General features: G+C 35.7%; 25 protein-coding genes. 9 read left to right on the top strand and 16 right to left on the bottom strand.

Translation table 11 applies throughout. The features are described from left to right. Positions 1-38: 38 nt before the first annotated feature. Together EIB73_RS07545 and greA are read right to left on the bottom strand one after the other, a co-directional pair. Positions 39-428, bottom strand: coding sequence for an HIT family protein (locus tag EIB73_RS07545; protein ID WP_125024080.1), 390 nt, complete (start codon positions 426-428; stop codon positions 39-41). Between the two features lie 144 nt (positions 429-572). Further along, a complete protein-coding gene (greA, locus tag EIB73_RS07550; RefSeq protein WP_125024082.1) occupies positions 573-1043 on the bottom strand; it encodes a transcription elongation factor GreA in 471 nt (156 codons plus the stop codon). A 99-nt stretch (positions 1044-1142) separates the two neighbouring features. On the opposite strand from greA, the gene EIB73_RS07555 reads away from it, so the two are divergent. From EIB73_RS07555 to EIB73_RS07570, 4 genes are all read left to right on the top strand, one after another. Beyond that, positions 1143-1592 (top strand): hypothetical protein, encoded by a 450-nt coding sequence (locus tag EIB73_RS07555; RefSeq protein ID WP_125024083.1) that lies wholly within the window; start codon positions 1143-1145, stop codon positions 1590-1592. A 20-nt stretch (positions 1593-1612) separates the two neighbouring features. After that, entirely contained in the window at positions 1613-2062 is a 450-nt protein-coding gene (dtd, locus tag EIB73_RS07560; RefSeq protein ID WP_125024085.1) for a D-aminoacyl-tRNA deacylase, read from the top strand. Positions 2063-2131: 69 nt separating this feature from the next. Continuing rightward, positions 2132-2638, top strand: coding sequence for a hypothetical protein (locus EIB73_RS07565; RefSeq protein WP_125024087.1), 507 nt, complete (start codon positions 2132-2134; stop codon positions 2636-2638). A gap of 12 nt (positions 2639-2650) precedes the next feature. Further along, positions 2651-3433, top strand: coding sequence for an alpha/beta fold hydrolase (locus tag EIB73_RS07570; protein WP_125024089.1), 783 nt, complete (start codon positions 2651-2653; stop codon positions 3431-3433). Positions 3434-3509: 76 nt separating this feature from the next. Here EIB73_RS07570 and EIB73_RS07575 read toward each other — a convergent pair whose 3' ends face one another. Both EIB73_RS07575 and EIB73_RS07580 read right to left on the bottom strand, forming a co-directional pair. After that, positions 3510-5087: a T9SS-dependent choice-of-anchor J family protein gene (locus EIB73_RS07575; protein WP_125024091.1), complete on the bottom strand. Its 1578-nt coding sequence runs from the start codon at positions 5085-5087 to the stop codon at positions 3510-3512. Positions 5088-5453: 366 nt separating this feature from the next. Then, the gene (locus EIB73_RS07580; protein WP_125024093.1) at positions 5454-6461 is read right to left on the bottom strand and encodes a DHH family phosphoesterase; all 1008 of its coding nucleotides are present in this window, start codon (positions 6459-6461) and stop codon (positions 5454-5456) included. A 367-nt stretch (positions 6462-6828) separates the two neighbouring features. Between EIB73_RS07580 and rpmH the strand changes: the two genes are divergently transcribed. Next, entirely contained in the window at positions 6829-6987 is a 159-nt protein-coding gene (rpmH, locus tag EIB73_RS07585; protein ID WP_125024095.1) for a 50S ribosomal protein L34, read from the top strand. Positions 6988-7144: 157 nt separating this feature from the next. Beyond that, positions 7145-7855: a cell division ATP-binding protein FtsE gene (locus tag EIB73_RS07590; RefSeq protein WP_125024097.1), complete on the top strand. Its 711-nt coding sequence runs from the start codon at positions 7145-7147 to the stop codon at positions 7853-7855. Between the two features lie 189 nt (positions 7856-8044). On the opposite strand, the gene EIB73_RS07595 is transcribed toward EIB73_RS07590, so the two are convergent. Both EIB73_RS07595 and gltX read right to left on the bottom strand, forming a co-directional pair. Next, positions 8045-9001 (bottom strand): acetyl-CoA carboxylase carboxyltransferase subunit alpha, encoded by a 957-nt coding sequence (locus EIB73_RS07595; protein ID WP_125024099.1) that lies wholly within the window; start codon positions 8999-9001, stop codon positions 8045-8047. A 47-nt stretch (positions 9002-9048) separates the two neighbouring features. Continuing rightward, positions 9049-10560: a glutamate--tRNA ligase gene (gene gltX / locus EIB73_RS07600; RefSeq protein ID WP_125024101.1), complete on the bottom strand. Its 1512-nt coding sequence runs from the start codon at positions 10558-10560 to the stop codon at positions 9049-9051. Between the two features lie 173 nt (positions 10561-10733). Between gltX and EIB73_RS07605 the strand changes: the two genes are divergently transcribed. Continuing rightward, a complete protein-coding gene (locus EIB73_RS07605; protein ID WP_125026078.1) occupies positions 10734-11078 on the top strand; it encodes a phosphomannose isomerase type II C-terminal cupin domain in 345 nt (114 codons plus the stop codon). 69 nt (positions 11079-11147) lie between these two features. Here the strand turns inward: EIB73_RS07605 and EIB73_RS07610 are convergent, their stop codons facing one another. The 10 genes from EIB73_RS07610 to pdxA all read right to left on the bottom strand — a co-directional run bounded on the left by EIB73_RS07610 (position 11148) and on the right by pdxA (position 20491). Further along, positions 11148-12446, bottom strand: a complete 1299-nt coding sequence (locus tag EIB73_RS07610; protein WP_125024103.1) for a glycosyltransferase — start codon at positions 12444-12446, stop codon at positions 11148-11150. Between the two features lie 7 nt (positions 12447-12453). Next, positions 12454-13389: a glycosyltransferase family 2 protein gene (locus EIB73_RS07615; protein WP_125024105.1), complete on the bottom strand. Its 936-nt coding sequence runs from the start codon at positions 13387-13389 to the stop codon at positions 12454-12456. Further along, the gene (locus tag EIB73_RS07620) at positions 13386-14345 is read right to left on the bottom strand and encodes a glycosyltransferase family protein (protein WP_125024106.1); all 960 of its coding nucleotides are present in this window, start codon (positions 14343-14345) and stop codon (positions 13386-13388) included. Before EIB73_RS07620 ends, EIB73_RS07615 begins: the two co-directional genes overlap by 4 nt. Continuing rightward, entirely contained in the window at positions 14342-15118 is a 777-nt protein-coding gene (locus EIB73_RS07625) for a glycosyltransferase family 2 protein (RefSeq protein ID WP_125024108.1), read from the bottom strand. Before EIB73_RS07625 ends, EIB73_RS07620 begins: the two co-directional genes overlap by 4 nt. 6 nt (positions 15119-15124) lie before the next feature. Further along, positions 15125-16375 (bottom strand): ornithine--oxo-acid transaminase, encoded by a 1251-nt coding sequence (gene rocD / locus EIB73_RS07630; protein WP_125024110.1) that lies wholly within the window; start codon positions 16373-16375, stop codon positions 15125-15127. A 104-nt stretch (positions 16376-16479) separates the two neighbouring features. After that, complete coding sequence (gene accC, locus EIB73_RS07635; protein ID WP_125024112.1) at positions 16480-17832, bottom strand: acetyl-CoA carboxylase biotin carboxylase subunit; 1353 nt, start codon at positions 17830-17832, stop codon at positions 16480-16482. A gap of 89 nt (positions 17833-17921) precedes the next feature. Then, positions 17922-18404 carry an acetyl-CoA carboxylase biotin carboxyl carrier protein gene (accB, locus tag EIB73_RS07640; RefSeq protein WP_125024114.1) on the bottom strand — a complete coding sequence of 161 codons (483 nt, stop codon included), beginning with the start codon at positions 18402-18404 and terminating at the stop codon, positions 17922-17924. A 115-nt stretch (positions 18405-18519) separates the two neighbouring features. Next, positions 18520-18723: a 50S ribosomal protein L32 gene (gene rpmF, locus EIB73_RS07645; RefSeq protein ID WP_125024116.1), complete on the bottom strand. Its 204-nt coding sequence runs from the start codon at positions 18721-18723 to the stop codon at positions 18520-18522. 68 nt (positions 18724-18791) lie between these two features. Next, a complete protein-coding gene (locus EIB73_RS07650) occupies positions 18792-19313 on the bottom strand; it encodes a YceD family protein (protein WP_125024118.1) in 522 nt (173 codons plus the stop codon). Between the two features lie 89 nt (positions 19314-19402). Beyond that, positions 19403-20491: a 4-hydroxythreonine-4-phosphate dehydrogenase PdxA gene (gene pdxA, locus EIB73_RS07655; RefSeq protein ID WP_125024120.1), complete on the bottom strand. Its 1089-nt coding sequence runs from the start codon at positions 20489-20491 to the stop codon at positions 19403-19405. A 129-nt stretch (positions 20492-20620) separates the two neighbouring features. On the opposite strand from pdxA, the gene EIB73_RS07660 reads away from it, so the two are divergent. Then, the gene (locus EIB73_RS07660) at positions 20621-21223 is read left to right on the top strand and encodes a riboflavin synthase (protein ID WP_125024122.1); all 603 of its coding nucleotides are present in this window, start codon (positions 20621-20623) and stop codon (positions 21221-21223) included. Then, entirely contained in the window at positions 21204-22685 is a 1482-nt protein-coding gene (locus EIB73_RS07665; RefSeq protein WP_125024124.1) for a sensor histidine kinase, read from the top strand. The genes EIB73_RS07660 and EIB73_RS07665 overlap by 20 nt, the downstream gene beginning before the upstream one ends. Positions 22686-22705: the final 20 nt, after the last annotated feature.

Consider the following 22705-nt stretch of genomic DNA (forward strand, 5'->3'; position numbering starts at 1 on the left):
CATTTGCCAAAGCGCTTGACTCTGACAAATGATGATATTTAAGAATTAATAATTTGTTTTTGAATTTCCAGATATTCACTATCGGAAAATTTTAACCTTTCATTTTTAAAATTCATATCTTCCATTTTATGAATGGGGATCAGATGAATGTGAGCATGGGCAACCTCCAGACCAACTACCGCAACGGCAATCCTTCGATCCGGATAAGCTTTCTCCATTTTCTTTGCTACCGATTGTGCAAAACTCCACAATTCTTTAAACTCATCTTGTTCCAAATCAAAAATAAAATCAGTTTCCTGCTTCGGGATTACAAGACAGTGCCCCTTAACCAAAGGCATGGCATCTAAAAAAGCCAAATGTTTATCATCTTCTGCGATGACATAAGCAGGTATTGCTCCGTCGATAATTTTAGTGAAGATAGAAGCCATGATGAATGAATTTTAATTAAAAACCCGCGCTGTTGCGAGGGAACAAAATTACAAAATGTAAAGAAAAATCTCTGTTAAAAAACTCGTAATTTTTCAGCAGCCTCTATTTTGGATTTAGTAGACTACTGATTATTAAGATCTTTTTCACAAAGAAATCTCTAAAATTTCGAAAGAAAGTTTATTACCATTTGGCAATTCTATATCAGCTGTATCGCCGATTACTTTACCTAATAAACCTTTGGCAATAGGAGTATTTATTGAAATTTTACCTGCTTTGATGTCGCTTTCGTTATCCGGTACAAGGGTAAACTTTTGTTCTGCTTTCGTCGCGTTATTTTTAAGACGCACCGTGGTAAGCATGGACACTTTAGAAATATCCAAATTAGATTCATCAATAATTTTAGAATCGAAGATGATATTTTTTAATTTAGAAATTCTCATCTCCAGCATTCCTTGTGCTTCTTTCGCCGCATCATATTCCGCGTTTTCAGATAGATCCCCTTTATCACGCGCTTCCGCGATTTGTTGTGTGATTTTTGGTCTTTCGATCTTTTCAAGCTGTTCCAGTTCAACCTTCATTTTATCCAGACCTTCTTGGGTGACATAAGTTGCCATAGTATATATATTTAGCGTTAGTATAAAAAAATAATCCGACATTTGCCGGACAATGATTTTTATGGTGATTCGTTTCACAAAGATATAAATTTATTTTAAATGAAAAGAAAGTTTTCCTTCCGCATTATTGCAATATTATTCATTTTCAGCCTATTAAATGCGAGCTCTTGCTCCGACAGAGCGGAAACGGTTTCCTGCTTTCCGAGTACTCCCATTAACGTTGTCATAAATCTAAATCTGCCGGCTTATTTTGATTTACAAACCGTAGGAGGCTGGATTTATGTGAACGAACAGCAATCCGGAACGCGAGGTTTGATCATCGTAAAAACCACCAACGGTTTCAAAGTTTACGACCGAAATGCACCTCATATTTGCCCCGATTCAAATACAACGCTGAATGTTGAGAACGATATCAAAATTGTATGCCCTAAAGATGGTGCAGAATGGATCCTTCTCACCGGTGAGCCATTAAAAACAAGTTCAATTCCTCCAAAAACTTATTCTTACTCTTTTGACAATTACAGCAATGTGCTTTCCGTCTATTACTAAATGCCTTTAAATCATAAAAAATGAAGATTGTTATTCAAAGAGTTTCTGAAGCGAATGTAAAAGTTGAAGGGACTATTGTCGGAAATATTAGCTACGGACTACTTCTTTTGATTGGTATTGATGAAGAAGACACGCAGTCGGATGCTGACTGGCTTATTCAGAAAGTCTTAAATCTGAGAATTTTTGGGGATGAAATTGGGAAACTTAATCTTTCTGTGAAAGACGTGGAAGGTGAAATCCTTTGCATCAGCCAATTTACGTTAATCGCTGATTATAAAAAAGGAAACCGACCCTCTTTCATAAAAGCGGCAAAGCCCGATGTGGCGATTCCTCTTTTTGAATATTTTAAAGAAGAGATGGCAAAATCAGGTCTCAAGATTGAAAGCGGAATTTTCGGCGCTGATATGAAGGTTTCCCTCCTCAACGATGGTCCCGTAACAATTGTTATGGATTCTAAAACTAAAATGTAAGCTCATTCATTCTCAATACTACTTTTGAACTCTAATTTTTAATTAAATTTGAGGAAATAATCCTTTAATATGAAAAGAACAGTTGCCGTACTTTCTCTGGTTTTACTTTGGTCCTGTACAAAAAAAGAGTCTTCAGACCAAAATACGCTTTCTCCTGAAGCAAAAAAAATTGAATCCATTAATACTGTTCGACAAAAAATGAACGACAGCATTGCCATTAAAAATCAACAGAATAAGTTTAAAGATTTAAGTGGTGATCATCAACTAAAATTTAGTTCAGATGAAGCTAATGCACTTAAAGGAACGCTAACATTTACAAAAACGGGAAGAGATTTATATGATGTTTCCGGTAAAGCATCATCCGAAAATAATACATTATCTGTTAAAGGAACTGTGAAAAGAGTATCTGAAAAACACCTCAACTTCGAGGGTGAAATTGTGCAGAATATAAACGGAAATACCTATAAGAGAACGGATAAAACCACTTTTTTTGATGAAGGCAAAGGTAATTTCTGGCGTTTACAGAATAAAATAAACGGTTCAGGATTTGTAGATTACATCGACATTTACTTTTAAAAAACAGCGATTATGTTACATTACGAGAAATCAGGCCAAGGCAAAGAACATCTTGTTTTACTCCATGGATTTATGGAGAATCTTACCATCTGGGAAGAAATGACACCTCAACTTTCAGCACATTTTACTTTAATTAAAATAGACTTGCCTGGCCACGGGAAATCGAAAGTCTATAAAGAAGTACATACGATGGAACTGATGGCCGAAGAAGTAAAGAAAGTGACCGATTCTTTACAACTTAATTCATTTCATTTGCTGGGGCATTCGATGGGTGGATATACCACTTTAGCCTTCGCAGAAAAATTTCCGGAAGTATTAAAAAGCATCACTTTGTTTTTTTCTACGTATCTGGAAGATGATGCAGAGAAGAAAGAACAGCGCCAAAAAAGTTTAAGAATTATAAAAGAAGCGTTTCCCAACTACGTGAATGCAGGTGTTCCAAACCTATTTAATTCCAACGAAAAAGATATTCTGGAAGGAAAAATTGAACTGGCAAAAAAAATTGCGCTTTCAACTGATAATGACGGCGTTTTGGCTGCGGTAAAAGGAATGATCGAAAGAACAGACAAAATGGAAGTACTAAAGAATTTTGAAGGGAAAATTCTGGTCATTGCGGGAAAACATGATAACGCTGTAAAAAACGATATTACACTAAAGAACTTACCGGACCGAACCAATATTAAATCTTATCTTATTGACTGCGGACACAATGGGCATTGGGAAAAACCAGGCATTTGTGCAGAAATCATCAATACAGAATTACTTCATCATTTACCTAAAAAACTGGTCTTCTAAAAAATCTTACTAAGTCAAACAAATAAAAAAAGGCTGTCTTTCGACAACCTTTTTTAGTTTAAAAATACTAAGAATGTTATTCTTTGATTACTTTGAATGATTTCTCAGCATCAGACGTTTTCACTTTTACAATATAAACTCCTTTTGGAAGGGTGCTTACATTGATATTTGAAACATTTTCTTTCACTGTTTTCACCAATTTACCATCCATAGAATAGAAGGCAACTTCAGTCACTTTTCTATCCGCAGATTCGATGTTCAATAGATCTTTTACTGGATTAGGATAAACCGACATTTGCCCTTTGGTCGTGTTAGAAACTCCTAAACCTGGTTCTTTTACAGTCACCATATAATCTTCGGCCTGTCCGTATCCGGTAAGCGCTGGAGCTGCAAGTGTTCCTGCAGAAGCACAAGGATTAGGATATGCCGCTGTGCCGAAATTTTTCTTTACCCGCATTCTTGTATTGCCTAACATGGCTCCCTCAGGAACTACAATGTTGCCAACCGCAGTTTTTCCATCAACGCCTGTAGAACCCATAATGGTTAAGGCAGTAGTACCGAAATACGTTTCGCCGGCATCTAAGAAATCACCATCTTGATTCCAGTCTACAAAAACAATAAATCGATTGGTATAATTACCAGCAGTGTTCCCTTGTAATGTGATAGGATAAGTACCTCCCTGTTCAACTGTAGCCACTTTGTCTAAGAATGTTTCATGAGGAGCTGCTCCTGCAACTGCCGGAGAGGAAGTATTGGTCATTCCACCAAAATCAATTCCGGTCATCGGCTCAACTCCACTGGAGTACGTTAATGGTCCGCAATAAGGTGAGAATGGATTTGCTTTTGTTGTAAAGCTGGAAACCAAACAACCCGTTGCATCACTGGCACCATTTTTAGAAACAACTTTCCAGTAATAAGTAGTTCCTCCTTCTAAACCAGATACTGCCAGTTTAGCATCAACAGTAATTCCTTTTTTAGTGGTTGGATTTGGATTGGTATCTAAATATAATTCATAATGCTCTACTGGTCCACCAGTTGTTGGTGCGGTCCATGTAAAGTTTACTGTATCGTAGTTTACGCCAGTTGCACCGGCAGCAGGGCCAGTTAAGGCCAAAGGACAATCTGGAGCCACTGTTGGCATTGTACCATTAACTACATTATCAAAAAGTAATCTAAACTTATCTGCAGAAGTAGCATGAAAACCAACATAAATCGTTTGTCCCATGTAAGCCGAAAGATCAACAGAAAAATAAGTCCACTCGCCCGAAGCATTTGCAGTAGGCGTAATTACATCTGTAAACTCTGCAGCAACCGGCGTTGTTTTAGAAACCTTGACAGCATAGGCTTCCAAATAAGCTGGATCCTGACTTTTTACGAAATAATAAAGTCGGTCGTTCAAACCGGCAGTTACAGTAATTGGAGGCGTAATCAAATAATCATCATGTGCCGCAGCACTGTAATTAATTTGAGCCGCATTGGGTTGCGTAAGTGATGATCCCGGAGCACCAGGACCGAAAATAAAACCATTGGTATCACCACCATTTAATACAGTCCAACCTACTGGTTTTACTGTTCCTGCATCAAAATTTTCTGAGAATTGTGCACTTGCTAAGAAAGGCAGAACAAGTAACAAAGGAAGTAATTTTTTCTTCATAATAGGTCGATTTGTTTATTAAAATATTCGAACAAATATAGAGCTTATTATGAAATACCAAACATTTTTTTAAAAAATTTAAGAATAATTTATCTCATCATAGAAATAATTGAAAAAGCCTTAAAAATATCTATGGACAATGAAAACTTAAGACGTAAATGATGAAATTCACCAATTTAAATCCTCATGCAATAAAAAAGAATTGATACAACAGTAAATCGATTAATGTACAATTCAAACGTTAAAGTTTAAAAAGTCGCCTTAAAAAAAATGGTAAGACAATTTCAATGAATCGTTATAAAAGAGATTTAATTAAGTTCCTCTAAAAGTCTACTGATAAACATTGATACTATTAAGCAAGGCCAATTAAAAATCTTCCTGCTCAATTTTCTCTTTGAAATCTACAATAGTTTCTTCAATGGTTTTCATATACTTTCCACCGGCAGCATTGATGTGTCCCCCACCATTAAAATATTTTCGGGAGAACTGATTCACATCAACATCTTCTTTCGAACGGAAAGAAATTTTAACAAAATCATCATAAAGATCCTCCATGAAAAATGCAGAAACCTGCGTTCCCATGATACTTAAGCCGTAATTTACAAAGCCTTCCGTATCGCCTTTCTGAAATCCAAATTCTTTTAATTCATCACGTTTTAGCCAAAGAATAGCGACTTTACCATCTTTCACTACCTCAATACGACCCAGAATTAAAGCCAACAAATGCAGTCTGGAAACCGTATTTGTATCCCACGTATTCGAAGTAATCATGGCTGGATCTGCGCCTTTTTCAATTAAGTTCGCCGTAATACGGTGGGTTGTTGCACTCGTAGAACGAAAACGGAAACCACCCGTATCGGTCATAATCCCCGTATACAAACATTCTGCAATATCTTTATTCACCAAATGCTCTTCGTTCAATTCCTGTATAAAATGATAAATCATCTGCGAAGTTGCCGGCACAGTCACATCTGAATAAATAAAATCAAAATTATCAGGTTGCTGATGGTGGTCGATCAAAATTTTCTTTGCGCGGGCCTTTTCAATCCAGGGTGCTACTAAGTGCCCACTTCGGTGTGATGCATTAAAATCGAGAATAAAGATAACATCTGCATTATAAATAGCTTCACCGGCTTGTTTTCTTTTATAATCTGCAATGATAATCTGTTTCGCTTCCGGCATCCATTTTAGAAATTTCGGAAAGTCATTTGGAACAATAACATCCGCTTCTAAACCCTTTGCTTTTAGAAAATGCTTCAGACCCAAACTGGATCCAATTGCGTCTCCATCGGGATTATAATGCGTAATAATCACGATATTATGGTTGGGTGTTAAAAGTTTCTGAATTTCTGTAATTTCTGTAGGAGTAAACATGAACGGGGATATTTTTTTGAGAGGAGCAAAGATAGGTTTTGTTTTTATTTTAAAGAAAATTGGCAGATAAATTAGAATAGAATTATTATAAAACAAACATTCTCTTTTAAAGGACTTAGATCTTTCAATTTTGATGAGAGGAAAAAGATGATTTTCAACCTTTGAATGAAGAAAACTTAACTTTAATAATGAATAAAAAAAATATTAACCTATTATTGCAACTCCATAGTAAAGAGAAAGCTTTTTCTTCTGAAAGGCCGATTTGAATTCCCACAAATAATTTGAATTTAATTTGCAGAAAATAAAAACTTTACTATCTTTGCAGTCTGAAAAATAAGATATAGTTTTTTACTTAAAAATATAAGCAATGAGCAAGAGAACATTCCAGCCATCTGAAAGAAAGAAAAGAAACAAACACGGTTTCCGTGAAAGAATGTCAACACCTAACGGTAGAAGAATTTTGGCTGCTAGAAGAGCAAAAGGCAGAAAAAGTCTAACGGTAAGTGGGCAAAGAGCTAAGAGATAATCTCTTGTACAATCATATACAAATATGCTTGAAAAGTAACTTTTCAGGCATTTTTTGTTGTTAAAATTTGCTAAAGTGTAACCCAAAGAGAAAGTTTTTTTTTACTTTTGGGATGCTATTGCAGCAATTCTAATTAATTACTACAATCATACTAAATATGCCACATACTTATCAGGAAGGACAAGATGTAATTCGACTGAAAAATGCGAAAATTGCACAGAAAAATTTCACCGTTCTCAATGAGGTTAATCTGAGTATTAAAAAAGGAAGATTTTGCTACCTTATCGGTAAAACAGGGTCGGGAAAGAGTTCTTTATTGAAAACTTTGTACGGACATATTCCCCTTGGTTCAGGACAAGGCAATATCGCGGGATTCGATCTTGAAAAATTACGCCCGTCTGACATCCCGAACTTAAGAAGAAAATTAGGAATCGTATTTCAGGATTTTCAATTGTTGCCGGACAGAACCGTAGAGAAAAATCTAAAATTCGTGCTGGAAGCCACAGGATGGACTGATAAAACAAAAATCGATGACCGCATCAATGAGGTTTTGGCAAGTGTTGGGATGAAATCTAAAAAGCACAAGATGCCCCATGAACTTTCGGGAGGCGAACAACAGCGTATTGCCATCGCAAGAGCGCTTCTTAACCACCCTGAATTGATCCTGGCAGATGAGCCCACCGGAAACCTGGATCCTGAGACGTCGAACGAAATTATGACACTCTTAAAGCAGGTTGCATTTGAGAATGGATCAGCAGTTGTGATGGCAACACATGATTACCACATGATTCAAAACTTCCCTGGAGAAGCCATACGATGCGAAGACGGCAAAGTAACGGTCTTAGATACGAGTGAACTTTTCGAATAACAAAAGATTTCTTTTAAAAATAATTAAATCCTGTAATTTTTTACAGGATTTTTTTTAATCCTCAGCTTGCAACTTGACTTATATAACTTTTGGCTAAAGCTATCGAATATTTAAAACTAAAAAAACGTGCCGAAAGCCCGTTTTTATTTTATTATCAAAATTTATTATCTGGTAATTTAAAGATAAATCTTATCCTTTGAACTGACCCATTGCGATAAACTTATCCTGTCTCTGTGTTTCCAGTTCCTTGCCGGTAAACTTAGAGAATGCTTTAATATTCTGTAAAATTGAAGTTTTTAAATGATCATAAGCAGTCTGCGGATTGTAATGTGCGCCACCAAGCGGTTCTTCTACAATACCATCAATAAACTTTTCCTGTAAAGCATCCTGAGGTGTCAGTTTCAAAGCATTGGCTGCATCTTCTTTATGATCCCAGTTTCTCCAAAGGATTGAAGAACAACTTTCTGGTGCAATTACCGTGTACCAGGTGTTTTCTAACATATACACTTTGTTTCCTACACCAATTCCTAAAGCTCCACCACTCGCTCCTTCGCCAATAATGTAAACAAAAATTGGAGTTTTAAGCATGGTCATTTCAAAAATATTACGGGCGATTGCTTCTCCCTGTCCACGTTCCTCCGCCTCTAATCCCGGATAAGCTCCTGGTGTATCAATTAAGGAAATAACAGGAATTTTAAATTTCTCTGCCAGTTTCATTAATCGTAAAGCTTTTCGGTAGCCTTCAGGATTACTCATTCCGAATCTTCGGTGTTGTCTTTCTTTAGTAGTACGGCCTTTTTGTGTACCGATGATCATTACCCTTTGGCCATCGATTGTTGCCAAACCGCCGATCATCGCAGGATCATCAGCGAAATTCCGGTCACCGTGCAGTTCCAGGAAACTGTCTTTATCGGTAATTCCTTTAATAAAATCCAAAGTATAAGGACGATCCGGATGACGGGAAAGTTGAACCCGCTGCCAAGGCGTAAGATTGAGGTAAATTTCTTTTTTCTTTTCTATAATTTTATCTTCGATCTGTGAGCAAGCGAGCTTTACATCTACTCCACTTTCTTCACCCACCAATGAACAGGTTTGGTACTGATCCATTAGATCTTTAATCGGAAGTTCAAAACTTAAGTATTCCATTTTAGTAATTAAAATTATCTTTCAAATTTAGGGAAAATAATAGGAAATCAGAGAATATTATTCACCGCATTTTTTATTCTGGCGATAGTTTCTTCTTTTCCAAGGATTTGCATAATATCGGGAACATCTGGTCCTTTTAATTCTCCTACTAAGCATAAACGAAGGGGCATCATGACTTTTCCCATTCCCAAACCTTTGCTTTCTGCAAAATCGTGAATCAGTTGCTTTAGATCATCAGTTTCAAAATCAGCGCTTTCAAGTTTTAAAGAAAATGCATTCATTACTTCTGCAGCAGCTTCATTCCACGCTTTCTTAACGGCCTTCTCCTCATATTGCGTCGGCGCTTCAAAGAAAAATTTGCCTTCATTATAAATATCTTTTGCGAAAGTGGCTCTTTCCTTCATTAATGAAATAATTTTCAATAATTGAGCGTCGCTTGAATTTGCAAGATTAATTTCATCTACATTTTTTAGAAGTCCTAGAACTTCTTCATCAGTTCTAGCTCTCAGATATTCGCTGTTAAACCACTCTGCCTTTTCTTTGTTAAATCTGGCACCGGCTTTATGTACTTTATTCAAATCAAATTCCTGAACCATTTCCTCCAATGTTAAGATCTCTCTGTCATTTGCAGGACTCCAACCCAAAAGAGCGACCATATTGATAAAGGCTTCGGGCAGATAACCCGCTTCACGGTATCCTTTTGAAATGTTTCCAGTTTCCGGATCTTTAAAATTTAATGGAAATACAGGAAATCCAAATTTATCGCCATCTCTTTTACTCAATTTTCCTTTACCTTCCGGTTTAAGAATTAGAGATAAGTGTGCAAACTGGGGCCGTTCCCAACCCATGGCTTCATATAATAAATAATGCAGACCTAGAGAAGGCAACCACTCTTCGCCCCGAATGACGTGCGTAATTTCCATTTCATGATCATCAACAATATTGGCAAAGTGGTAGGTTGGCATTCCGTCATTCTTCACCAAAACTTTGTCATCCAAAGTGTTGGTATTCACAGAAGATTTTCCACGAATAATATCTTCCAGATTCAGTACGCGGTCCACCGGCATTTTGAAACGAACCACATAAGGAACTTTTTCATCTATTAATCTCTGAACTTCTTCTTTGGAAAGAGTTAAGGAATTTTTAAGTCGGTTTCTGGTCAGGTAATTATAGGCGAAAACTTCCCCGTTCGCTTCGAATTCATTCCGAACAGCATCGAGCTCCTCCGGCGTATCAAAAGCGATATAGGCGTAGTCGGTTTTTAGAATTTCTGCTAAGTGTTTCTCGTAAATATCGCGTCTTTCGGACTGACGATAGGGTGCAAATTTACCACCGTGCTTCGGGCTCTCATCTGGAATAATACCACACCATTCCAAGGCTTCCATAATATATTCCTCGGCACCTTCAACATATCTTGCAGTATCTGTATCTTCAATTCTCAATATAAATTCGCCGCCATGATTCTTGGCAAAAAGATAATCATATAAAGCAGTTCTCACTCCGCCTAAATGTAACGGTCCGGTTGGACTTGGCGCAAAACGCACTCTTACTTTGCTCATTTTCCGTAAAATTTTTAAAGTACAAATTTAAAGAAAATATCGCGGTTCCTTCTTTTTATTCGTGTTCATTTCGATGGTTTTAGGAACTCTTTAAGCAATTGTTTGAGTTTAGGAGAAATCTAATGTGGCAGTGACATAAAAATACTTATTTTTGCATATAAATTATGTGTGATATGTTAGAAATTGGGGAAAGACCTTGGGGAAAATATTTTGTATTGGCTGATGAGCCTCATTATAAATTGAAGAGAATCGAAGTGAATCCGGGTCATAGATTGTCTTACCAATTTCATCATCACCGCCAGGAATATTGGACCATTGTTGAGGGAGAAGCTGTCGTAACTTTAGATGGAGAAGAAATCACTGTAAAATATGGGGAAAGCATTCACATTCCTTTAGGCGCAAAACACCGTATTGAAAACCGTAGTGATGAACTGCTTGTATTTGTAGAAGTGCAAACAGGAACTTACTTTGGGGAAGATGATATTGTAAGGTTACAGGATGATTATGAGCGACAATAAATCAAAATTCATCAACTTGCTTAGGTAATTTTAGAAAAAATTCAATGATCTAACCTCGATTTAAAATATTTACTCCCAGAAATATTTGCGATTTTTACCAGTTATTTTATTTTGTAAATTTTTAAACTTCAATTTTAATCGGACCCCGAAGAGGGTTTTCATCTTATCGATTTTCTTCTGCAACAATTCATTTTTAAATTTATAAAACTGAATGTCTTGGGAGTTTTCTTTGCTTTTATTTGGAATAATTGTATCATTAATATATCGTAACCTCGCTTCAATTTTTTCTCCCATTTTGCTCGGACTTAAATTTTTTTGAACATCTAACTGACCCTGAAGCGCTATTTCTTTTGCTATCTCCGGATTCTCCACTACAATTTTCATTAAAGTTGATGCATGACTAACATTGGGATCCGCCCAAAAGTCTTTTTCGGTACTGAAATAATATTGATCGCCCGTAGGCACAACATCAAATTTTACCAAAAAACTGTTATTAACATTCATAAATTCGAGATTTGCAGAATACCCGGTTGCAATGACGGGTTTACCGAGATACATTGCTTCTGCCATGGTCAAACCAAAACCTTCCGAGCGGTGAAGAGAAACAAAACTATCACAACAACTCATCAAACTGTATAATTTATCCCGTTCCATAATTTCCTCATAAACAATAATGCTCTTATTATCTGCAATTCTTTCTAGCAACATTTTTTTTTCTTCAGGAAACTCGATACTTAGGGATGTTTTTATAATTAATAGAACGTCCCTATTATTTTTACCAAAAGATTTTTCGTAAGCCTCAATCGTTGCCAAAGGATTTTTTCTTGCAACCGAGCTGTAATAATCAAACATGGTCATGAAAATAAATGAATCTTCCGGCAAATTAAAATCACGCCTTTTCATAGTCGTTTTTTCAATCTCAATGGAGTGCATTATTTTGATGACTGGAACTGGAGAAATTTTTGAAATTGCTTCGGCACAGAAATTACTTGGAACCCAAATTTCATCAAATAAAGTAAAAAACACTTTAGATTCGTCTGGGAAATTTTCTAACTCCCAAGCCCAAAAAGCAATATTATATTTGTCTTTAAAATAGGAGTTATCCGTTTCCTGCAAAACAGAATGAAGACGGTCAATATTAATTTGAACCAGATTTACATCGTACGGATTTTCAGATGTTGTTTCGAGTGCGTTTTGTACATCATCTTGAATATGTTTTGAAATAACAATATTAAAATCATTGATAACAAATGGAACCGAAGTAGTTTTTACTGCTCTGACATTCGAGCGAACTCCTTCTCCCAGACCGAACTGCTTATTAATATAGCCCGAAATATTTAACCCAAAATTTTTATTTTTGTCCTCCATAAAATAATTACTGAAAATAGAAAATTTTATAAAAAAGATACTTCAAATAACTTTTTCTCTTTAAATCATTCTTTAAATTTATTTCAAAATTTTCTATAATCTGCAAGGCATCATTCAAAACTTTATTGTGACTGTTTGCAGATACGGAGATAATTTTTTTTCTATTTTGGTTCAATGACCTTATTCTTCTTTTAATTTCCCTAAAACTATAGCATTTACTATTTACATCAAATCTACGCAGCAGATTTTTTTCCGTATTCTTACTGCTGTCAAAAAAGACACCACCAACCTGCTGTGAACTGTGTACACGGTAAAAAGAAGTTTTTTCCTCCATAAAACCAAATTGCTTTTTTGAACTTGCTGACAACGAAATCCACTCATCATGATAGAAGTATTTCTCTGGAAAAGGCAATGCACTCGAGACAAAAGATTTTCTAAAAGCCATATTTGCGCCCGTAGCTAAATTACCCACAACAGAAAAAATGGTGAAAAAATCGTATTCAATATTTCTCTTATGCAGAAAACTAACAACGTCCCAAATTGTATTTTTATCAATAACATTTTCACTCTCATCTACAATCCAGGCATTAGAGGCTAAAACTTTTAACGAAATATTTTCTTTAAAGTGATTTAAGAAAAAACTTACCTTTTCTGCCTTCCAAATATCATCTTGATCACATAAAAAAATGATTTCATTTTCACAGCAAGAAACTGCTTTTTCAAAATTTTTTACACATCCAAGGTTATGATCATTAACATGAATTTTAAAAATACTCGGGAATCTTTCTTTATAGAAATTTAAAATAGATAACGTAGAATCCGTAGAACAATCATCACAGATTACAATTTCATCAACGGGAATAGTCTGATTAAGAATAGAATCAATCTGTTTTTTTAGAAAACGCTCTCCATTATACGTACAAATTGCAACCGATGTCTTCATAAATCTAGACTAAAAATCGTTTCAACCCAAGAACTCAAAGTATATTTCTCATAGATCTCTGCAGGAATCTCTTGATATGAACCATCAAAAAATGACTTTTCTATATTTGAAGCTTCCTCATTTAAAATAAAAACATTTTCCGGATTGTAAAAATCGTAATCCTTAATCGTTGGATTGTTGGTGATGATTTTCTTTTTTAAAGCCATCGCCTCAAATATTCTGAAACTTAGGCCCGTTTGATTATCGCGCACCAAATCCAGTACGATATTGCCCTGCAAATAGAAATCTGGAATATCTTCGTGCTTTACACGCTGTCGTTTATAAAGAATGGTATTTTGATTCTGAAAACTGATATTTTTCGTCCAGCTTTTTTTACCAACTACTACGAAATTGTAACTTAAATTCAACTTCTCCATCTGCGCACTAATGGTAGAAAGCAAAGAAATTCGATTATCAAAGGAACCGAGATAAACTAAATCATATTTCGGCTGGACAGGACTTTTTTGTTCCGGCAAATAATTATAATTGGTGATCAATTTAAAATGATGATCAAGCGCATCTTTTTTATCAAAAGTGAAAATTTCATCGAACTCACTGAAGAGATGCTGGGCGGGACAGCGGGCCAAACTGTCATATAAATACGCAATGTAACGCTTTGTACACTGCTTAATTTGATGATGAAACTCCATGTCAATCAATTCGGGATTGATTACCAAAATTTGGTCCTGAGGTCCCAATTTCTTCAGCGTATCCAAAATCATTTCCTGACGTAATTCATTCTTTAAATTTCGCTGAAGTACGATTTTGGAAATGGTATTTTTAACCCGGGCAGATAAATCTTTATGCTGATATGCTCCAATATTAATATGATGCGCGTCTACACCTTTGCGACGAAGCTCTTCAACAATATGAGCATCGTAATTCCAAAAATCAAAACTGATAACGCAAATTTTCATGAACGATTGATATTAATTCTGTATTGCTTTTTTAATGATTCATAGGTTTCAAAAACGCTTAAAGTTTGTAAAACTGACAGTTGATAACCTTCTTTACCATCCATAAAACCCATTCTTAAAATATAAGTTTTAAAAAATTTAAATGCAGATTTAATATATTGAGTAGTGATACTGTATTTTTTGCCTTTTGTAAAAAGCTCTTGTCCTTTTAATTGCCCGTAATGAATCATTTTCTTTCGGTAACTTTCATAATCAGCAACGGAAAAATGCAGGAGTTTATTGTTAAAAACTCCAATTTTTCCATTTACTAATAAGGTTTCATGCACTTTTTTTTCTGAAACATAGCGACATTTGCTTTTTCGAAAGAGTCTGAAATTCTTGTCGGTTTGCGTTCCCGAATAATTAATGGGCTTCCCCGCGAAATAAAATTTACGATAGAAATAGTAAGCATCTTTTTTTTGGGGCTTACGCAGCTCATCCAGGATTTCCTGACGCAATTCCGGTGTTATTCTTTCGTCGCCATCTAGGAAAAGAACCCAGTCATTTTTAGCTGCATCCAATGCTATATTTCGCTGCTTTGTAAAATCTTCGAATGGATTACTGATAATTTTGACTTTTGGATTTTGCGAGGCGATTGCAACTGTTTTGTCCGTACTAAAAGAATCAACCACGATGATTTCATCACAGAAATTAAAATTTTCAAGAATTTCCTGAATGTTTTTTTCTTCGTTAAAAGTGATGATCAGTCCGCTGACCTTAGGTTGTACTTCCAATCTAAATTACTTCTTATGCTCCAAAATGGTTTTCTCGATAATCTTCACACAGTCCAAAAGTTGCTCTTCAGTGATGACCAACGGTGGTGCCAAACGGATGATATTTCCGTGTGTTGGTTTTGCCAATAAGCCATTTTCCTTCAAAGCCAAGCATAGATCCCAAGCGGTTGAACTTTCCGGGGTATCATTAATAAGGATCGCATTCAATAGACCTTTTCCGCGAACTTTGGTAATTAAGTCTGTTTTTTCAATCACCTTTTCAATTTCCGAACGGAATAATTTTCCCAGTTCTTCTGCTCTTTCGGATAATTTCTCTTCTTCTACAACTTTTAAAGCGGCCATCGCAACGGCACAGGCAATTGGATTCCCACCAAAAGTAGATCCATGCTGACCCGGATGAATAACATTCATAATCGAATTGTTGGCTAAAACTGCGGAAACAGGATACATTCCTCCAGAAATAGCTTTTCCTAAAACCAAAATATCGGGTTGTACATCTTCATGATGACATGCAATTAATCTTCCTGTTCGTGCAATTCCAGTTTGAACTTCGTCAGCAATAAAAAGAACATTATATTTTTTACAAAGTTCAGATGCCTGTTTTAAATAACCTTCATCCGGTACATAAACACCCGCTTCACCCTGAATAGGTTCAACTAAAAATGCCGCAATGTTTGGTGCATCATTTTTTAAAACTTCTTCTAAAGCCTGAATATCATTGTAAGGAATTTTGATAAATCCGGGAGTGAAAGGCCCGTAATTTTTACTGGCATCAGGGTCATTAGAAAAAGAAACGATCGTGGTTGTTCTTCCATGGAAATTATTTTCACACACGATTATTTTTGCAGCATTTTCTGCAATTCCTTTTACTTCGTAACTCCATTTTCTGGCAAGTTTAACGGCAGTTTCTACTGCTTCTGCACCAGAATTCATTGGTAATACTTTATCAAATCCGAATAAAGAAGTGACCTTTTTTTCGTATTCGCCTAAACTTGAATTATAAAAAGCCCGAGAAGTTAAGGCCAATTTCCTTGCCTGATCGACCAAAGCTTCGACAATTTTAGGATGCGAATGTCCCTGATTCACGGCAGAATAGGCAGATAGAAAATCATAATATTTTTTACCTGCAACATCCCATACAAATACTCCTTCTCCCTTTTCTAAAACTACAGGGAGTGGATGATAATTGTGAGCGCCGTGCTCATTTTCCAAATCAATATAATATTGTGAATTTTTTAAAACTGCTGTATCTGACATAAATTTTACTTTTTACTTTCTACAAATTTAATGATAATTATTGTAATCCTACAAAACGAAAATTGCCTCGTAAAGAGGCAATTTTTTATATAAATAATGAAGAATTAGTTATCAAACTTTTTATCCATTTTAAAATCTTCCATGAATTTTGTGGTGTAATTTCCTGCAAGATAATCTTCGTTTTCCATCAATTGTCTGTGGAAAGGAATGGTGGTTTTTACACCTTCAATGTAAAATTCTTCCAAAGCGCGCTTCATTTTTGCAATCGCTTCATCACGCGTTTGTGCAGTGGTAATAAGCTTTGCAATCATAGAATCGTAGTTGGAAGGAATGGTATATCCTGAATAAACATGGGTATCGACGCGAATTCCGTGACCGCCTGGAATATTCAGTTCGGTGATTTTTCCCGGTGAAGGGCGGAAATCATTAAAAGGATCTTCTGCATTAATTCTACATTCAATTGAATGAAGTTTTGGTAAATAATTCTGACCCGAAATCGCACTTCCGGATGCCAAAAGAATTTGCTCACGAACCAAATCATAATCAACAACCTGTTCCGTAATTGGATGCTCCACCTGAATTCTTGTATTCATTTCCATGAAATAGAAGTTCCGGTGTTTATCAACCAAAAACTCAATCGTTCCTACTCCTTCGTAACCGATATATTCAGCAGCTTTCACTGCAGCCTCACCCATTTTCTGACGAAGTTCGTCGGTCATAAATGGCGACGGAGTTTCTTCAGTTAATTTTTGATTTCTTCTTTGAACGGAACAGTCTCTTTCAGATAAATGACATGCTTTTCCATATTGGTCACCTGCAATCTGTATTTCGATATGTCTAGGTTCTTCAATAAGTTTTTCCATGTACATCCCACCATTTCCGAAAGCGGCAACCGCTTCCTGAACTGCAGATTCCCAGTGCTCCTTCATATCTTCTTCTTTCCACACCGCTCTCATTCCTTTTCCACCACCACCGGCAGTTGCTTTAATCATCACCGGATAACCGATTTCTTTAGCAATTACGATCGCGTGTTCGTAAGAATCAATCAAACCTTCGGAACCGGGAACACAAGGAACACCGGCTTCTTTCATGGTCGCTTTGGCGTTGGCTTTATCTCCCATTCTATCGATTTGCTCTGGAGTCGCACCGATAAATTTGATTCCGTTTTTCTGACAGATTCTGGAGAAGTTTGCATTCTCAGACAAAAATCCGTATCCAGGATGAATCGCATCTGCGTTGGTTATTTCCGCTGCAGAAATAATATTGGGAATTTTAAGATAAGAATCTTTGCTCATCGCAGGACCAATGCATACTGCTTCATCTGCAAACCTTACATGAAGACTGTCTTTGTCGGCTGTAGAGTATACCGCGACCGTTTTAATCCCCATTTCTTTGCAGGTACGAAGAATTCGCATTGCAATCTCGCCGCGATTGGCGATTAATATTTTTTTGAACATCTATTAGAAATTTTAAATTTTAAATCCTGAATTTTAAATTATTTTAGATACTTTGACCTAAAATTTATAATTTATAATTTAAAATTACTTTAAGAAGGGTCTACCAAAAACAATGGTTGATCATATTCTACAGGCGTAGCGTCATCTACCAAAACTTTTACAATTTTACCTGAAATTTCAGATTCAATTTGGTTGAATAATTTCATTGCTTCGATTACACACACTACTTTTCCTTCAGAAATTTCATCTCCTACGTTTACAAACAAATCTTTGTCTGGAGCTGGTTTTCTGTAAAATGTCCCGATCATAGGGGATTTAATGGTGACAAACTTGCTGTCGTCTTCTGCTTTTACTTCTGGAGAGGAAGCTGCAGGTGCACTTGCTGCCGGTGCGGGAGCTTGCGCTTGTTGTGGTGCTGTATGATAAACTGCAGGTGAAGTCATATAATTTGTTTCACTTCCTGCTAATGGGGTTTTGATTGTAATTTCAAAATCTTTCGTCTTGTATTTTACTTCCGAAACCTCAGCTTTAGACACAAATTTAATAAGATTCTGTATGTCTTTAATGTCCATATATTTGGTATTTTATTATTATGTCAAAGATACTAAAAAACAATAAAAAACCACTCAAAATTGAAAAAATTGAGTGGTTTTTGTATAAAAACGAAGTTTTTCTAAGATTTAACTCTTAGTTTTCTTCTAAAGTTTCTACTTCTTTTTCCATGACTACTTTACCTCTGTAATAAAGTTTTCCTTCATGCCAGTGTGCTCTGTGATACAAGTGCATTTCACCTGAAGTTGCATCTTTTGCCAATTGAGGAACTACTGCTTTGTAGTGAGTTCTTCTCTTATCTCTTCTTGTTGACGATTGTCTTCTCTTTGGATGTGCCATTTTCTATAATTTTTTAATTTGATGAGCGATGAGTATTTATTTGCACAATGCTCATCATTTTAAACTATTTAATTTTTATCTTTTAATTTCTTTAACGCTTCCCAACGTGGGTCACTCTTCGGTTCTTCTTCTATCTCTTCTTCCGGGCTGAATCTTTCTAAAACTTTTAAATCTTCATCAGAAATATCAGGAGTCACTTTCTTCATTGGGATACTCAACATGACATCTTCATAAATCAACTGTGAAACATTGAAGGCATGATCGGTTCGTGGAATCGTAATCACATCAACATTGCTGTCATCAAATTCTTCCCCGAAATTTACCAAAACTTCAATTTCATTTTCTATGGGGTGATCAAAATTTTTATTTGTAATATCACAAACCAAATTGACTGTTCCCGTCGTTTTAATCCATAGTTCTAAAAATGTAGTATGTTTCTCCATTAAAACATCAGCCACAATTTTAGGATCTGTAAATTCCTGTTCAGTATCGAAAAGTTGAAAGAACTTCTTATCTATCTCAAAACTGAATTGATGTTTTCCGTTTTTAAGTCCCGAAAACGCAATTTCGTAGTTTCTAAACTTGTCCATAAAATGAGTGTGCAAAAATATGCATTTTTTTTAATATTACAAATTAATTTCAAAACAAATCTGAAGTAAATATTTTTTATGCCAATTTACTAAGCTCTGTCCACGGTTAAATCTTCGGCTGCATTGTTATTAGACGAGTTTCTGCGGGGTTGCATTCTGTTGGTCATTAAATCATTATACTCCTGTCTGTTCTTGAAGATCTTAATTGCCATAAAAATTGCTTCACTAAAACTTTGTTCATCTGCAATATTTTTCCCGGCAATATCATAAGCCACACCGTGATCCGGAGAGGTTCTGATAAACGGCAAACCAGCCGTATAATTTACGCCTTCTTCGTAAGCAAGAGTTTTAAACGGTGCTAATCCCTGATCATGATACATGGCCAAAACAGCATCGTAGTTCCTATACTTGTTGGGTTGAAAATAGCTGTCTGCCGGATACGGTCCAAAAGCTAAAATACCATTGTCAAATAGTTCACGAATCGCTGGCTCAATAATTTCGATCTCTTCCTTACCAATCGCTCCGCCGTCACCCGCATGAGGATTTAATCCAAGCACGGCAATTTTCGGTCTTTCAATACAGAAATCTTCTACCAAACACTGATTTAATAATTTGATTTGTTTTTTAATTTTCTCTTTAGAAATGTTCGCTGCCACTTCTGAAACAGGAATATGGTGTGTAGAAACCGCCACTTTTAAATCGTCTGTTACCAAAAACATCAATCCTTTCTTGCCAAATTTCTCTTCCAGATAACCGGTATGGCCTGCATGCTGAAAACCATATTTTAACATTTCCTCTTTATTAATGGGCGCCGTTACTAAAACATCAATTTCACCATTCATCAAGGCCATAGTTGCAGCCTCTAAAGATTCGATCGCCATTTTGGTAGATTCTTCCGTAGGTTTTCCCAGGTCAACATTTACATTGTCTTTCCACAAATTAACCATGTTGATTTTATCCGGAACAGCTTGCGAAACTTCGGTGATGTAATTGAAATTATGCTGAAGCTTAAATATGTTTTTCTGATATGTAAATAATTTTCCCGAACCAAAAATGATGGGTGTGAAAAAATCAGTAATAGCTTTATCTTTCAGTGATTTCATGATGATTTCCGGACCGATACCATTATAATCACCGATAGAAATACCTACTTTTATTTTCTGCTGTTTCGAACTCATTTTTATTATCTTTGAAAATTATTAGAATTTTACAAATTTAACAAATTAGGATTAACTAAATTATTTTATTTTAATTCAGTACTTGAATTGGATATAATGAATCTTTATTTGTTTAAAAAACCTCACCATATGTTCACAGGGATCGTAGAAGCCACCGGAATTGTACAAGAAATTAAGCATAATGAAAGCAACATTGATTTTATCTTAAGTTGCCCTTTCACACAGGAATTAAAAATTGATCAGAGTCTGGCTCATAATGGGTGTTGCCTTACTGTAGTTGAAATTACAGAGGATTATTATCGGGTAACAGCAATCAACGAAACTTTAGAAAAAACCAATCTTGGCCAATGGAAAGTGGGAACAGAAGTGAATTTGGAACGCTGTTTGAAGTTTGATGGCAGACTGGATGGACACTTGGTTCAAGGTCATGTGGATAAAATCGGTGTCGTGCAGAATATCGTGGATAAAGAAGGTAGTTTATTTATTACAATTTCTTACGGTCAGTCAAATGAATATACAACAGTTCCCCAAGGTTCCATCACCGTGAATGGCATCAGCCTAACCGTTGCAGAAAGTAATTCAGATGATTTTTCGGTTGCAATTATTCCCTACACCTGGGACTTTACTAATATGAAGAATTTAAAAATAGGAGATACTGTAAATCTGGAATTTGATATTATTGGGAAGTACGTAAATAAACTAATGAAAAATAATGCCGCTTACAAAATATAAAGGTTACAGTCTTAGAAATAAAGTTTTTGGAGGTTTTCTGCTGATATGCTTTCTCAGCATTACAGGATCTTCTGTCCTTTCCTATTTCATTCTGCGAAACAATGCAACGGTACAAAGCAAAACCGATCTTCAAAAAAAATCAGAATCCCTGCTGTCGTCTTTAGATTACGCAGTAAGCCATACCCAGGCACAAACCGACGATTTACCAAATATATTATCCAATACTATTTTCGAGATTGCAGACATCAACAATCAAGATATTATTATTTATGATCTGGAAGGAAATTTCGTAATTTCAAATAAAGATCTTAATTTTATTGCCAATAAAAAACTCCCTTTAGAAATCGTCAATAAGGTTCTGAAAACAGACAAAAGAATTGATTTTCTGACCTACGATAAAAACATTGATGCGAATGTTACCTCTTCTTATATGGTTTTGAAGAACAATATGCTGGAGCCCATCGCAATTGTTTACTTCCCATACTACCATAATGATGCTTCTTACATCAGTGTGTTCAATAAATATTTAAACTATATTTTACTCGTTAATCTTATCGTGATCGCCATCGGTATTTGGCTGAGCTGGATTATTTCTAATAACTTAACTAAAGCGGTAACGAAATTCTCTGAACTCATTAACAGAATTACCCTTTTTGAGAACGATCCACAACCTATTCGTTACTATCAAAACGATGAGCTTAACCAGCTGGTTAAAGCATATAATAAAATGATCCTTCAAATTAAAGAACAAAAGGAAAGACTCAGTTTTAGAGAAAAAGAAGAAGCCTGGCGTGAAATGGCAAAACAAGTAGCACATGAGGTAAAAAATCCTCTAACTCCAATGAAACTGACCATTCAAAATTTTGAACGAAAATTTGATCCAGCTGATCCGCAAATTACAGAGAAAGTTAAAAAAATGAGTAAGATTATGGTGGATCAAATCGATTTGGTCGCCACGGTTGCCAATGCATTTTCTCAATTTGCGCAGTTGCCGGAAAAACATAATGAAATCTTCGACGTGAATCAAGAAATAAAAAACATCATCCGGATTTTTAGTGATGAAAAGATTTATTTTCACAGCAATAAAGATAAAATTCTAGTCGATATGGATAAAATCTATTTATCCCGAATTGTTACCAATATTGTATCCAATGCACGACAGGCAAGAGATGAAAACAGGGAAAACATTATTAATGTTGATGTAGAACAACGTCAAAAACGCATCATCGTAACTATTGAGGACAATGGTGTTGGAATTCCTGAAGATCTTTACCAAAGAATATTCGAACCGAATTTCACTTCTAAATCCAGCGGAATGGGTCTGGGACTAACGATGGTTCGAAAAATGGTCGAAGATTACAAAGGAGAAATCTCTGTGAAATCAACGGTAGGAAAAGGAACAACGTTTACCATTTCCTTGCCGAGCAATGTTCCACAGACCACACTCAATGGAGTGAACTGATCGTTGCGAATCCTTCCTTA

This window comes from Kaistella carnis (assembly GCF_003860585.1).
Taxonomy (GTDB): Bacteria; Bacteroidota; Bacteroidia; order Flavobacteriales; family Weeksellaceae; genus Kaistella; species Kaistella carnis.